The 14,993-nt window shown below is 60.8% G+C and carries 10 protein-coding genes; 7 read left to right on the top strand and 3 right to left on the bottom strand.

Going from position 1 to position 14,993, the window contains the following annotated elements; translation table 11 throughout:
* Positions 1-988 precede the first annotated feature (988 nt).
* From F0A16_RS08705 to F0A16_RS08675, 7 genes are all read left to right on the top strand, one after another.
* Positions 989-1,687, top strand: a complete 699-nt coding sequence (locus tag F0A16_RS08705) for a VIT1/CCC1 transporter family protein (RefSeq protein ID WP_149435012.1) — start codon at positions 989-991, stop codon at positions 1,685-1,687.
* A gap of 107 nt (positions 1,688-1,794) precedes the next feature.
* A complete protein-coding gene (locus tag F0A16_RS08700) occupies positions 1,795-3,282 on the top strand; it encodes a PAS domain-containing protein (RefSeq protein ID WP_149435011.1) in 1,488 nt (495 codons plus the stop codon).
* 590 nt (positions 3,283-3,872) lie between these two features.
* Positions 3,873-4,736, top strand: coding sequence for an SDR family oxidoreductase (locus tag F0A16_RS08695; RefSeq protein WP_239023767.1), 864 nt, complete (start codon positions 3,873-3,875; stop codon positions 4,734-4,736).
* Between the two features lie 284 nt (positions 4,737-5,020).
* Positions 5,021-6,283, top strand: a complete 1,263-nt coding sequence (locus F0A16_RS08690; protein WP_149435010.1) for a D-mannose isomerase — start codon at positions 5,021-5,023, stop codon at positions 6,281-6,283.
* A 275-nt stretch (positions 6,284-6,558) separates the two neighbouring features.
* Positions 6,559-7,635 (top strand): alpha/beta fold hydrolase, encoded by a 1,077-nt coding sequence (locus tag F0A16_RS08685; RefSeq protein WP_239023766.1) that lies wholly within the window; start codon positions 6,559-6,561, stop codon positions 7,633-7,635.
* Between the two features lie 454 nt (positions 7,636-8,089).
* The gene (locus F0A16_RS08680) at positions 8,090-10,234 is read left to right on the top strand and encodes a TonB-dependent siderophore receptor (RefSeq protein WP_149435009.1); all 2,145 of its coding nucleotides are present in this window, start codon (positions 8,090-8,092) and stop codon (positions 10,232-10,234) included.
* 69 nt (positions 10,235-10,303) lie between these two features.
* Positions 10,304-11,137, top strand: a complete 834-nt coding sequence (locus F0A16_RS08675; protein ID WP_187775956.1) for an ABC transporter substrate-binding protein — start codon at positions 10,304-10,306, stop codon at positions 11,135-11,137.
* A gap of 125 nt (positions 11,138-11,262) precedes the next feature.
* Here the strand turns inward: F0A16_RS08675 and F0A16_RS08670 are convergent, their stop codons facing one another.
* From F0A16_RS08670 to F0A16_RS08660, 3 genes are all read right to left on the bottom strand, one after another.
* Positions 11,263-13,392: a TonB-dependent siderophore receptor gene (locus F0A16_RS08670; protein ID WP_149435007.1), complete on the bottom strand. Its 2,130-nt coding sequence runs from the start codon at positions 13,390-13,392 to the stop codon at positions 11,263-11,265.
* 183 nt (positions 13,393-13,575) lie between these two features.
* The gene (locus F0A16_RS08665; protein WP_149435006.1) at positions 13,576-13,863 is read right to left on the bottom strand and encodes a DUF4235 domain-containing protein; all 288 of its coding nucleotides are present in this window, start codon (positions 13,861-13,863) and stop codon (positions 13,576-13,578) included.
* A 112-nt stretch (positions 13,864-13,975) separates the two neighbouring features.
* Positions 13,976-14,905 carry an IS1 family transposase gene (locus F0A16_RS08660; protein ID WP_149435005.1) on the bottom strand — a complete coding sequence of 310 codons (930 nt, stop codon included), beginning with the start codon at positions 14,903-14,905 and terminating at the stop codon, positions 13,976-13,978.
* Between the last annotated feature and the right edge of the window lie 88 nt (positions 14,906-14,993).

Below are 14,993 nucleotides of genomic sequence, written 5' to 3'. Positions count from 1 at the left end.
GCAGCCGGAGTGAATCGATCGGCTACGCAAGGCGCCCCGGAAAGCGTGTGGCCGGCGTATCGGCGCCACGCGAGTGGCTCTGCCAAGGCGTCGTGCTCGGCGTACTCAGTATCGCGATCGATATCGAAAGAGATATGAGTCAATCCATTTTTTATTAACTGTGGATGTTGTGGTCGTGTTCCCCTGGGATCATCATCATTATTAGATATCCATAATGTTCCATATAACGATTAAGCCGTCGCGTTGTTATCGACACCTGTTGCCTGGTGTCAACGGCAAAAAGTCGAAAATATGCGCCGAGGATTGTTCGATATCCTATCCTGCTCGTGCAGCGTGTTTTCGGCTATGGCTGGTGATGTTCCTCATGTGTCGTGTTGATCGTCGTCGAAGCGTTCAGCTCTCTTGTGGAAGGTCATTATTTCTATTACTTAGTAAACTTTCATTGTAACCATGGTCTATAAAGACAAAGGTCTAAACTATACTTGTCCGGCTTAAAATTTATTTGTTTAAAATCAATCAATTAAGTTAGTTAAGGTTGATTTGTAGGAAATCTCTTTCATACCAAGGTTGTAAATATCACCAATATCGGTTTGTGCTAGGTCGTAGCGCTTTCTGGATAGAGAAGGGCTGAGAGGAGGCAAAAATTCTGTGGTGACGGAACAAGACGCTGGATAACGTCGTTATGAATGTCCTCGAATACGATGAGTTCGTGAAGAATGGCCCCGGTAGGATTGGTGATTTTGAACGAATGAAATCGAAGGTATCGCTTGGCCGAAATCGAAATTATTTCGATAAGTCAGGAGGGGAGATATGGGCGCTCCGTTGGAAAAGTCATGCGAATTCAGAAAGCGTGTCTCTCCATGGACGGCTTGGCTTAAGATGGCTAGGTTCGACGTCGAGACAATGGCGGCGAGATAAGCGGCAAGGTTCGCCACATGAGGAGTTGACGGGGAGCGTCATGAAATCCGAGTCAGGGCAGGAACCAGGCATGACCATACCCAAGGAGCGCCACTATTCGGACCGCGTGGGCTGGTTACGGGCTGCGGTACTGGGCGCCAACGATGGTATCGTCTCCACCGCCAGCCTGGTGATCGGCATGGTGACGGCGGGCGCGGGGCCGGGTGGCGTGCTCACGGCGGGTGCGGCGGGTGCGGTGGCCGGTGCGATGTCGATGGCAGCGGGGGAGTATGTTTCGGTCAGCTCGCAGAAGGATACCGAACGCGCCGACCTGGCGCGGGAGCGGCGCGAACTGGATGCCAATTACGCCGTCGAAGTGCGGGAGCTCGCGTCGATCTATGAAGCACGTGGCCTGACGCCGGCCCTCGCTTACGACGTCGCCGAAAAGTTGATGCACCACGACGCCCTGGCTGCTCATGCCCGCGACGAACTGGGGTTCAGTACCGTCAATCAGGCGAAGCCCCTTCAGGCGGCCATGGCGTCGGCATTGATGTTCCTATCCGGAGCGGCGCTGCCGTTGATCTGCGTACTGGTCGCACCGTTCACCGTGGCGACGCCCATCGTGGTGGCGTTGGGCTCGTTGTTGGCGTTGGCTCTGCTGGGAGCATTATCGGCCCGAATCGGTGGGTCGCGTCTGCGCGTGGCCATCGTACGGGTCACTTTCTGGGGCGCGCTGGCGATGGGTGTCACGGCGTTGGTGGGGTGGGGGTTCGGCGTGGCAGGTGGCTGACCCGCGCTTCGGCGAGTGCTTTGGCCGACGTGGCAATTGCGTGTTCGATTCAAACCGTGCCCTGCGTCGTGATCGATGCCGAGCATGACTGAGCGTGGTGAAACGAGATGTCTGAACCTGAGAAGAACCCTGGTGCGATCCAGTCGCCGCTGCATCAGCTCATTGCCGATCTCTCCGATGGCATCGTGCTGCTGGACCCCGACGGGCGCCTGCGTTGGGCCAATCCCGCGGCGCTGGAGATGCATGGGGTTGAATCGCTCGAGGAGCTGGGGCCGGATGTCGATGCCTATCGTCGACGCTTCGAGCTCTACTACCGCAACCACCACGAGGTTGGCGAGGGTCGTTCTCCGATGGAGCGCTTGCTCGACGGCGAGGCGTTCGAGGACGTGATTCTCGAGGTCCGGCCCGGCGACCCCGAGCTGCCCGATCGCTACCACCGGGTACGCGGCAGGACGCTGTCGCGGGAAGGGCGACCGGATGCGCTGGCCCTGGTCATCGAAGACATCACCGAACTGATGAACGCCGAGGAGCGCTTCGAGCGCTCGTTCAGCGCCAACCCGGCGCCGGCGCTGATCTGCCACCTCGACAGCCAGCGTTTCATTCGCGTCAACCAGGGCTTCCTGGACATGACCGGGATGGAAGCCGAGGAGATCCTGCAGCGCTCGATCTACGAGTTCGACGTGTTCGCCCATTCGCCCCAGCGCGAATCGGCGATCCAGCGACTGTGCGCCGGTCGATCGATTCCCCAGACGGAAGCCGTCCTGCACCTCGGCGGGCGAGACGATGGCAGCAAGTGCGTGATCGTGGCCGGTCAGCCGATCGATGTCGAGAACGCCCCCTGCATGCTACTGACCTTCACCGACCTGGAGCCCGCCCGGCAGGCACAGCACGCCCTGCGCCAGAGCGAGACGCTGTTCGCCACGGTGTTCCAGATGTCGCCGGTTCCCACGGCACTGGTATCCGCCGATAGCCTGACACTGATCGAGGCCAACGCGGCATTCGAGCGTGACCTGATCCGACGCGCCGATACCTCGGAGCCTCCCGGGCTGGAAGACTATTCACCCTTTACGCCGCAGACGCGCAAGCAGTTGCTGAAAGCGCTCGAGAAGGCTAGCCACGTGGAGGAGATGGAGGTGCATGGCGTTGACGACGCCAACAATCCGACGATCTACGTGCTGGCGGCGGAAGCGGTCGAGATCAATCACCGCGCTTGCCTGCTGCTGACGCTGGTGGATATCAGCGAGCGCAAGCGTTACGAGAACCAGTTGTCCGATGCGATCGAGACGGTGATGAAGGACGCCTCCTGGTTCACCCGCACGCTGGTGGAAAAGCTGGCCAACGTTCGCGGCGCGGGTAACGATGCCGCACTATCCGACCAGCCGGCGCTGGCCGACCTGAGCGCGCGGGAGCGAGACGTGCTGGGGCTGATCTGCGAAGGGCTCTCGGACAAGCGCATCGCCTCCCGGCTGGAGCTGGCCCATAGCACCGTACGCAACTACGTGGCGTCGCTATATCAGAAGCTGGGCGTTCACAGTCGCGGCGAGGCGATCGTCTGGGCGCGCCAACGAGGTTTCCAGGGCAGTTCGGAAACATGATGTAGCTCAATGTTATTTAGCGTATTTTGCCCCGCAAATGCACTAGATTCACCCGGGCATTTGAATCTATGGGCCGGAACCTGAACCGCCTATCTTGGTTCTACCGCGAGGGGGCTCCAGGAAGGCGCGACAGGGGAAGGATCCCCTGAAGACGGGCAGGCAGCCCGCCCCTCGGCGGACCACCGGTGTTTCGGATCATCGTGTGGCAGGAGTCGGAACGTTACTGTAGTCGTACGTTTTTAAGTCAAACGAAGGACCGCTTGATGATTCGGTGGCGCTCAGGACGAGCGGTATCGACGGAAGCGATCATGTCGTGGATCGACCCACCGAATCTCTTTCCGGCGCCTCACTGTTCGTGTCACGCTCCCATCCCTCCCAATTTTCATGCCACCGTGCTGTCACTGCATGCAGCTTCGATGCGGTCGGGCGGAGGACCACCATGCTTCGCGTTCGCCTCTGGCTTGCGCCATCGAAACGACTCGACTAGGACTAATCACATCCCATCGTCATTCACTGGTGCCAACCGTCGCTGTCGGTTGTTCATCGAACGTGACTCGATTCATCCAATCCAGTTGCAGGGAGATCGTGACGTGGTCGAGAAAACGGAGATTCATGCCCAGAGCCAGACTCTACCCGGCAAGGAGAGCCTTATGCGGCCGCCGGCGGAGTTCATCCGTCCAGGCTACCGGGGAAGCGGCAAGTTGGAAAACAAAGTCGCGCTGATCACCGGCGCCGACAGCGGTATCGGCCGCTCGGTGGCGATTCACTTCGCCCGGGAAGGGGCCGATGTCGCGGTGATGTATCTCAGCGAGAGCGACGACGCCGAGGAGACCCGCCGCCTGGTGGAGGCAGAGGGCCGCCGCTGCCTGTTGGTCGCGGGCGACATTCGTGATGTCGCCTTCTGTCGCGAGGCGCTCGACCAGGTGATCGAGACCTTCGGCGGACTCAATGTGCTGGTCAACAATGCCGGCACCCAGCAGGTGTGTACCGACCTTGCCGAGCTCGACGACGAGCTGTGGCGAGAGACGTTCGCCACCAACATGCACGGCATGTTCTATCTGACCAAGGCGGCGTTGCCCCATCTGGGCGAGGACGACGCGATCATCAACACGACGTCGGTCAACGCCTATATCGGCCCCGATTTCCTGGTGGACTACACCGCGACCAAGGGGGCGATCGTCAGTTTCACCCGTGCGCTGTCGAATCAGGTCGTCGGTCGCGGCATTCGCGTCAACGCGGTGGCGCCGGGCCCGGTATGGACGCCGCTCCAGCCAGCCACGCTGGGTGCCCACGACCCTCAGATGCTCGAGGACTTCGGTTCCGATACGCCGATGGGTCGTGCCGGACAGCCATCCGAACTGGGTCCCTGCTACGTCTTTCTGGCCTCTCTCGACGCCTCCTTCATGAGCGGCCAGACGCTGCATCTCAACGGCGGGATGGTCGTCAATGGTTGATACGCGCCAGACAGGACGGCGAAGGTGGAATGGACTTTTGCCGCCCGGACGGAGTGAATAGGCGCGCGATACGATCCCAATGAGACATCGTCTAAGCTCTGTCTGAAAGATCGACGAGCGATAGCCAGACAAGGCAAAAATCGGCGAAAGAAGGACCGGGCTGGCGCTCCAGTTTACGTGGGTAAATGAGCATTTTGAGTCGATTTTTAACGCCGGATGGGTGAGCGCAGGCATTTTTCAGACAAAGCGTAAGAGAAGACAGGGCAGAGGAGGCCCTTACCAGCATGCCAGGTACGACTTTCAATCTGCCGCCGCGGCAGGATAGCTGGCTGGACCGGCCGGCGCACCATCATTGGCTGGAGAGCGAGGGGCAACGTCTGCTGGCGTTCTACCGCGCCTCGCGTCATCCCGACTGCGGTTTCGCCGCTCTCGATGAAGATGGCCGGCTTCCCTCCGACGCCAACCCCGACACCATGATCACCGCCCGCATGACCCATTGCTTTGCCCTGGCCGCCATGCGTGGCGAGCCCGGCATGATGCCGCTGGTCGCGCACGGCGTGGCGGCTCTGAGGGGCGGGCTGCGGGACGACGAATATGGTGGCTGGTATGGCGAGCGACCGAAGGCGGGGGCGTCACAGACCAAACAGGCCTACATTCACGCCTTCGTTGCGCTGGCGGCGGCCAGTGCCTGGCAGGCCGGCGATGACACGGCCGGCCCGCTGCTCGACGACATCGTCGGCGTGATCGAAACCCGGTTCTGGTCGGAAGATGAAGGACGCATGCGCGAGGGATTCTCCCGCGACTGGCGCGAGGACGAAGCGTACCGCGGCGGCAACAGCAACATGCACGCCACCGAAGCCTTCCTGCAACTGGCCGACGTCCTCGACGAGCCCAAGTGGCGGGCACGAGCGCTCTCTATCGTCGACAAGATCATCCACGCCCACGCCAGGCCCAACGATTACCGCGTCGTGGAGCATTTCGACAGCGAGTGGAACGAGTGGCGCGACTACAACGAAGACACGCCCAAGGATCAGTTTCGGCCCTATGGCGCGACGCCCGGTCACGCCTTCGAGTGGTCCCGGCTGCTGCTGCATCTCGAGGGGGGGCTGCTGCGCCACGGCGAAGCGGCGCCCGGGTGGCTGCTGGAGGATGCCCAGGGCCTGTTCCGCAGCGCCACCGAACTGGCGTGGCACGTGGATGGAGAACCGGGGCTGGTCTACACCCACGACTGGAACAACCGACCGGTGGTGCACGAGCGCATGCACTGGACCCTGGCCGAAGCCGCCGCCACCGCGGCCGTGCTGCTCAAGCGCACCGGCGACGCGACCTACGAGGTCTGGTATCGCCGCTTCTGGGACTACATCGACCGCTTCCTGATCGATCGCGAGCGGGGCAGCTGGTGGCAGGAGCTCGACCGCCACAATCGGCCATCCAGCGAAGTCTGGAGCGGCAAGGCCGATCTCTACCATGCCTATCAGGCGACACTGCTGCCGCGACTGCCGCTGTCGCCGACGATGGCGCGGGCGATCGCCGACGGCGCGTTGTAGCCCGCCCGGCGGGTGCCACTGCCCCCTCTGCCGAAACGCCTCGATCCAGGATCGGGGCGTTTTTCATTCGGAAGGCCCCGGCTGGCCGGCGCGATGACCGCCGCTGATCTCTACTGCCACGAGGTTCGACGCCGGCGCCCAAGGCGTATACCGACGTCGATCATCCGCAACGCGCGACGAGTTCCACTCCGATACCCCGGCACTTCCCGATCAAGGCCTGACTCGAAAATGACCCTGGATGTTCATGGAAACATAAATTAGGTTTTACTAATCTTATGCTAAGGTGGAAAACGACACCAGTCAGCCTAGCTGAAACTCAGTCTATCGATAAAGGGAAGCAGGCCGAGGTGGCGGGAGAGGGGGGTACTTTTGTCCGTCTAAACTGCCTTACGTCAGGGGAACGCATGAAACCGTCGACAGAATTGGTTCAAGTCAAAGAATATCGAATTTACGTAGAACAATATCGTCGCGAGGGAAACCGCAAGAGCATCATCTTGATCAATGGAGCGCTGGCCACGACCGGCTCGTTCAATCACTGCGTGAAATACCTGCGCGATGATCTGGATATCATCTTGTTCGATCTGCCTTTCACGGGGCAGTCCCGTCCACACAACCCGGCAGGGGGGATCATCACCAAGGATGAAGAAGTCGAGATCCTGCTGGCCTTGATCGATCGTTACCGGCCTCAGTCGCTGTTGTCCGTCTCCTGGGGCGGCTACGCCGCGATGATGGCCCTGGCCCGCCGTCCGCTTTCCATCGAGCGTGCGGTCGTGGCTTCATTCTCCAGCCATCTCAACGAGCCCATGCGCAATTACGTTTCGAAGGCACGCGACCTGGTGATGGCCGAGCGCTTCGGTGATGTGGCCAAACTGATGAACGATGAGGTGGGACGCTTCCTGCCGAAGCTGCTCAAGCACGTCAATCATCGGCATCTCTCGTCGCTGGATAGTCGTGAATACCACCAGGCTTGTTTCCATATCGAGCAGATCCTGTCGCTGGACGATGAGGATTACACTGACCTCTATCGGAAAATCGACGTGCCGGTCCTGTTTGTCAACGGTGAGCTTGACGAACATACTTCGCCGGAAGCGGTGCGCGAACTGGGCAATTACATCGACGGCAGTCGATTTTGTACGCTACCCGATGCCGGGCATTTTCTCGATCTGGAGAATCGGGGCGCACGACGACGGATGCAGCAGGTGTTGAAGGATTTCCTGATGCCGGCCATCTGTGATTCTGACGAACCAACCTCCTACCATGACGCTCGATTCGATGTCGTCGACCATGACATGTCTTATGTTCTCAAGTCACCGATATCATCCCGCTTGCCGAGACAAAGCATGGGCCGTTGATATCGTCGTCACCGCCCGGGGAGGCCCGGGCGGCCGCGGCAACGGTTCGAGAGCGACATTGCAGCGTCAGGCAGGTCTGCTGAGATGGCGATGGTCAATGTCGTGGCAGGGTCGAACGCCATGTTCGTGTCGATCCGTCTAAGTCCTGGCAGAAACGATGGGTCGTCGCGACACGCACGACCTAGCTCTTGGCAACCGGCATTTCACGACACTGGGCAAGACCCGGTGTTCATCATTCAAGCGTTACCGACTCCCTGAGTCATCTCTGAAGTCCATCGGGCAAAGGCGTTCTCGGCCGCGCTGTTTTCCAGTTGGGCGATGGTTGCTGGAGTGGATTGTTATGCGAATGAGAATATTTATCATAATCATTGACACTCGCACTCAGGATTTTCACAATCCCCGCCGGGAACTTACCAAGAAATCCGGCGCGCCCGCGCGTCATCAAGGGAACAACATGAAGAAGTCGTCATGCGTTTCGGGCACAGCTCGCAAACAGCTTGTCTCTGCAACACGCCGTCGGTTCAACCGACCGCTGTCATACGGGCTGCTATCCTCGAGTGCCCTGCTGTTTGCCTCTACCGCAGCGGCCCAGACCAGCGATACCACCGAGCTGGATACCGTGACGGTCGAGGCAGCGGCGATCGCCGACAGCGCCGTCGGGCCGGACTCCACCATCGTGGCGGAGCGCACGACGACGGGCTCCAAGACCGACACCGATCTTCTCGACCTTTCCAGCGCCGTGTCGGTGGTGACCGAAGAGGAGATGCGCACCCGCAACGTCCAGAATCTCGAGCAGGCGCTCTCTTATACGGCGGGTGTGACGGTCGACCAGTACGCCTCCGACGATCGCTACGACTACTTCATGATCCGCGGTTTCAATGCCACCTCGCTTGGAACCTATCGCGATGGCCTGTCGCGCCGAACGGTCAACTTCACCGGTGGCAAGCTGGAACCCTACGGGTTGCAACGCATCGACGTGCTTAAGGGTTCGACATCGACACTGTTCGGCCTGAATGCGCCTGGTGGGCTGGTCAACGCGATCACCAAGCGCCCTCTGGACTACGAGTTCGGCGAGATCTACACCACGCTGGGGGAAGATCATACCGAGACCGGGGCGGACTTCGGCGGTCCGATCGATCAGGCGGGCAAGTGGAGTTATCGCATCACCACCAAATGGCAGGATGCGGAACTCAGCGCCGACCACACCCAGGACGATCGCTTCTACTTCGCGCCGGCGCTGACCTACAGGCCCAGCGATGCGACGACGCTCACGCTGCTGGCGGACTTCAACAAGCGCGATACCAATGCCGCTCACGCCACGCCGCGCGGCTACGATCTCGATCCGGATACGTTCTTCGGCGAGCCGGACTACAACGACATGGATCGGATCGAGCGCAACATCGGCTATCTGTTCGAGCATGATTTCGGCAACGGGCTGACATTCCGTCAGAACGCGCGCTACACCCATCTGGATCTCGACTACGACCACGTCTATCTCAGTGACCCGAATCCGGCCAATGGGCGAACGGCGTTCGTGGTCGACGGCGAGCGTGACCAGACCGCCATCGACAACCAGCTCCAGTACGATACCGACCTCGCGGGGATCGGCAGCCGTACGCTGGCCGGCTTCGATTACACCCATGACGACGTGCGGGAGACCAGCCGTTTCGGCACCGCCGGCGGCATCGACATCCAGAACCCGCAGTACTGTGGCAAGGCGTGCGTCGATCTTGGAGAACCGAGCGAGTTTCGGCAGAAACAGACCTCCCGGGGCTTCTATCTGCAGGAGGAACTGACCTTTGCCGAACGCTGGATACTGACGCTCGGCGGACGCTATGACGAGGTCAACACCCGCACCGTCGACGACGAGGCCGACGACTACGCCTTCACCAGGCGCGCCGGGCTGACCTTCAAGGCACTAGACGACCTGTCGCTCTACGCCAACTATTCGGAGTCGTTCCAGCCGCCGACGAGCCGCAATCTGGTATCGGGCAGCGCCGATCCCCAGGAAGGGGAGCAGTACGAAGTCGGCATGAAATATCGTCCGGCCAATACCCAGGCGTTGTTCACGGTCGCGCTCTTCGATCTGACCCAGACCAATGTCGCTTCGCAGGTGAGCCAGAACGTCTATCGCCAGATCGGCAAGGTCAACGTCCGCGGCATCGAGCTGGAGAGCAAGCTGGCGCTGAGCGATCGCCTCGACCTGACGGCCGCCTACTCCTATTGGGATTCTGAAATCGAAGAGGACGGCATTGCGGGTAACCAGGGCAACCGGCCTCTGCTCGTTCCCGAGCACATCGCCTCGGTGTGGGCCGACTACACCATTCCCGGCAATGCCAATCGCGGCGATCTCACGTTCGGATTGGGCACACGCTATGTCGGCTCGACCTATATCGACGACACCAACAGCGAGAAGACGAGTTCGCATACGCTGGTCGATGCGATGGCCAGCTACGCGCTGACGCCCAGCCTCGATCTTGCGATCAATGCCACCAATCTGTTCGATCGGGAGTACGTCTCCTACATCGATTCGTCCAGCAACAGTAGCTACTACGGCGACGGCCGTTCGGTGCTGACCACGCTGCGATACCACTGGTAGATGTCGGCTCCTGAATATCCCCGGCGGAGGTTCTGCCGTCGCCGCTTTCCATTCCTCAGGATTCTGGTCATGGCAGCCTTTCTGTGGCGGCCGGTGCTGGCGATCGCTGCCCATGCAACGCCGCGTATCGCCGCTACCGACTGGGGTGCCGCCGAAACCCTGATCGCGCTGGGAGTCACGCCGTATGCCGTCGCGGACATTCCCAATTACAACGCCTGGGTCCAGTCACCGGCGATACCGCCAGAGACGCTGAACATGGGCCTGCGTGATCAACCCAATCTCGAACTCCTTGCGCAGGCACCGCCGGACCTGCTGATCAGCAGTTCTCTGTTCGCCCGCGACAATGCGCGTCTGGAGCGCATGATGCCGGTGCGCCTCATCGACAATTTCTCCTCCGGCCAACCGTATTACGACGCGACCCTCGCGATGACGCGGGACATTGCACAGCTGTCGGGAACGTCGGAACGGGCCGAGTCGCTGATCGCGCAGACCGACCGGGTGCTGGCATCGGCCGCGCGGGCGTTGAAGAACGTCGATGCGCCGGTCTACATCGTGCAGTTCAGCGATGCCCTGCACGTCCGCGTCTTCGGACGCGGCGGCATGGTCGACACGCTCCTCTCCAGGACGCCGCTGACAAACGCCTGGACCGGGCCGACCAGCGCCTGGGGATTCGCCAGTATCCCCATCGATCGCCTTGCCGACCGGCCGGAGGCGTACATCGTGATCATCAAACCGTTTCCGAGAGCGGTCGACTCGGCGCTTCGCGACAACCGCGTCTGGCAACACCTGCCGGCGGTCCGTGAAGGTCGCGTCAGAGAGATCGAACCGGTGTGGCTCTTTGGTGGGCTGCTCTCGCTGCAGCGGTTGACCGAGTCCGTGGTTAGGGCGCTCGTTCCACACTAGGTCATCGTCGTACAGATCGCTCGCTGTCGCTTAGGACCGGGACGACGACGGATAAGAGAGTGGTATCCACAGACACCCCGAGCAATCGGTACCGCCCGGGGTGGCATCGCACGCCATGGTCGGCGTCACCAGTGGTAACGCACTTTGGCGAAGATCTCGCGACCCTGGTTGTAGTAGTCCGCGGTGCCGGAACCGACGACGTGCTGTTCGTCCAGCAGGTTGGTGACGTTGACGCTGAAGTCGGTGTTGGGCAGGAACTGATAGTTATACGCGGCATCGAACAGTGTCGCCGCTTCGCTCTTGGCGTCGTTGGCGCTGCCGAAGTAGTAGGTGCCGGTATAGCGAGCGCCCAGGCCGAAGCTCATGTCGAGGTCGGGCAGGGTGTAATAGCCCCACAGCATGACGCTGTGTCGTGGCGCGATCTCGATGTCGTTGCCGTCGATCGGGACCGCGGTGCCGCTGACGGTGATCGAGCCCTCCTCGACTTTCGGTTGCATGTAGGTGTAGCCGCCGATCACGCTCAGGTTCTCGGTGACCTCGGCCTTGACCTCGAGATCGAGACCGCGCACTCGGTATTCGCCGACCGTCTGCTGGTCGATGGTGCCGTCGTCCTGGGTGACGGCGATGCCGACGTCTTCCCGAGTCAGGTCATAAATCGCGGCGGAGAATAGCGCGTCGGTCCATAGTGGTGAATATTTGACGCCGACTTCGTACTGCTTACCGCGCTCCGGCGTGACCCCGATGGTGGGCGGCGCCACCGACTCCACGTAACTCACGTAGGTGGAGACTTCCGGATTGATGATATAGGTCAGCGCACCGCGCCAGGTGGTTTCTGAGAAATCGTCGGAATCGCTGGTGCCGGTGAGGTAGTCGGTGCTGGAGAGATCGAGGTCGTCATTACGCACGCCGGCCGTGACCACGAAGGTGTCGTAGAACGAGAAGTTCTGCTGCAGGAAGACGGCGCGGGTGTCGTACTCCTGCTTCACGTGGTTGTAAGGCGTCAGCGTGGCGGGCGCGCCGCTGTAGACGGGGTCGTCGATGTCGATCGGCGTGCCAGCGGCGTAGACGGAGTAACCGGTGGATTCGCCATCGCGGAACTCGACGCCGGCCACTGTGCTGCTGTCGACCTCGCCGAGGTCGGCATCGTACTGCAGCATGGCATTGCCGATCAGCTCCTCGGCGTCCGTGTCCGAGCCGATATAGCCGCGGTCCACTTCACTGCCGACGCGGCCTGCGCTGTCGGTCAGATAGACATAACCGTAATCGTCCGTCAGGTCGCTGTAGCGTACGTTGCCACGGAAGATGAGACCGTTGTCAAAGTCATGCGTGAACAGACCGGTGACATTGGTGCGCTCGACATCATGGTAGTTGTAGTTGGGCTCGCCGAAGAAATCGCTGCGGTCATATTCGCGATCGAACGGGTAGCCGCCGCTGTTGGCGGTGCCGTCGCGGTTGAGATAGTCGAAGATGAGCGTGGCCGAGGTTCGGTCGGTTGGCTCCCAGGTCAGTCCGCCCATGATGAACTGATCGTCGTCATCCGAATGGTCGTACTCGTAGCTGCTGTCCTTGGCCTTGCCGGTGAGGCGCCAGGCCACGGTGTCGCCAAGGGTGTCACCGATATCCAGTCCCACTTCCTGATGGTCGAACGAGCCAAAGCCCAGGTAACCCTCGCCGAAGGACTCGAAGCGAGGACGTTTGCTAACGAAATTGACCGAGCCGCCCGGATCGGCCGGGCCGAACAGTGTCGAGTTGGCGCCACGCAGTACCTCGATACGCTCGTACGCGTAGGGCTCTTCACGCACGCCACGCATGGAGCCAAGCGTCATTCCATCGCGATAGGTGGTGGCCTGAAAGCCGCGAATCGTGAAGTAGTCGTTACGATCATCAGAGGCGTAGTAACCGGTAGTCACGCCGGGGGTATATTGCAGGACTTCCTCGGTAGTCTTGGCGTTGCGCTGCTCGATCTCTTTCTCGGTGATGACGGAAACCGATGCCGGGGTGTCCTGAATGCTGGTCGCGACCTTGCCGCCGACCCAGAGTTCGCGGGCGAGAATGGTATCGGCGTTGTCGTCCCCCACGGCCTGCGCGTTAACCGTGACCGGTGACAGGCGGTAATCGTCGTCACTTTGTGACTGCTGCGCGTTCCCGATCACGGGAAGGGCGAATAGTGTCGAGCCGCAGAAAACCGCCATGGTGGTCTGGTGCCACCAAGGCGAATTCCCACGGCTCACGATCGTGCGATTGCGATCGCTCATCGTGTTGATCCCCAAGAGTGAATGATCCCTTTTTATCGGCCCGCGGTTTTGTAGTGGCGGAATCGGGGATTATCCTTAGAGATCTTTATGCAATCAATAATATTTCTCAGTTAGATTCGCGTTCATGGCTCGAGGCGTGATGTGGCAGGCTCCTGTCCGGGGGACCGGAGACGCGCCAAGCCTTCAATCCTCTAGACGCGAGAGCAGGCGTTGGCCCCGGCGAGTCCGACGGGCGCGGCGTAGTCCGCTGGAGGCCATTTTCCAGCCCAGGATACGACCAACCCCCACTGCGACGCCGGAAGCGGCGCCCCACAAGAGCGCTTCGCGCCAACGTACATCGGGATCGTCCGGATTGACCGGCGGTTCGAAGGCGTGGCGCCGGGTGGTGCGCTTGAGCGCTTCTCGCGTCGCCACGCCAGAGATGATGGCCGTGGACGTGCCGATGATGGTCCAGAGCGTGTGGGGTTTCATGCTGGCCTCCTTGCCGGATTCGGGGCTCTCAGCATGGTCGATGGTCCGCCAGGCTGCCAAGTGGATGTCGCTTGATGTTCGCAGGCACGCCTTGCCCGGATCGCAAGGCGCCTCAGGTCCGCGGTCCGCTCGGTACGCTGGCGCGACGCCGGGACCATTGCCACAGGGTCCAGTGAACCAAGAGCGGCCAGCGGGCCTGCATGAACTCGAGAAAACGTTGCCGCCACAGGTTGGTCAGCGATTTGCTCAACCCCAATCGCTCCCCGATCTCCGTATCGTGATACCCCACCACGAGAAGGCGCAGGTATTCGGGCCACAGTTCCATGTGCTGGATATGCGAAAGCGGCGTTTCGGTCAGGTTGTTGTAGCGGCGCTCACAGCCATGGCATTGATACTCCGTGGCGCGCCGGCTGGTCAGCACCTGGGTCGATGAAGAGCCGCAGTAGGGACAGTGCCTGTCGGTCAGGGTGGAGAGCTCGGTGAGCCTCGCGACACATTCTTCCAAGGCCTTCTCGGCTTCATCCGTCAGCTCGGAAATATGCGTGGACTGATGATCCTCCCACCACCGATGCAATTCGGTGTCGTAGTCGGCCATGGCCTCCATGAAGGCCCGACTCCAGGTCATGGAGGCCTTGTTGCTGATACCCAGGAAGGTCGCGATCAGCTCTTGAGAGAACCCCTGGAACCGATAACTCATCCAGGGTTTCCACTTCTCTTCCGAGCGCAGCAGGCGAAGTGGAGTCCCGCTGAGGACATTGAATCGCTTGTTGCAGTCCCGGCAGTAATAGCCATCGCGCCGTAACCCATGCGTGCCAGCGGGTGTGGCCAAGGCGATCGAGCGGCTCGCGCAGGCCGGACACTCGTGGGGTGCGCTGGTGGGTAGCGTGGCGAGATAAAACAGAAAACCTCGGGCGCTGGGACGCAGCGCCTCCGGCAGCAGCTCCAGCGACGGTCGCGCGAGCAGAAAGTCGATGGTTTCGACATGTCTTCGCGTCGGAGGGATATTGAAGGTCGAGAAAGTCTGCGGAATGGCAGGCGCCATACAGTGGTATCTTTTATCGAGACGACATGTGAACGAGCCGACCTAGATTACGCGATGGCGCAGTCATGGCGTCAACACCGAATGATAT

The organism is Salinicola corii, from assembly GCF_008298015.1.
GTDB classification, from domain to species: Bacteria; Pseudomonadota; Gammaproteobacteria; order Pseudomonadales; family Halomonadaceae; genus Salinicola; species Salinicola corii.
The sequence above is the reverse complement of the archived record's forward strand: the minus strand, read 5'-3'. Positions and strand labels throughout refer to the sequence as shown.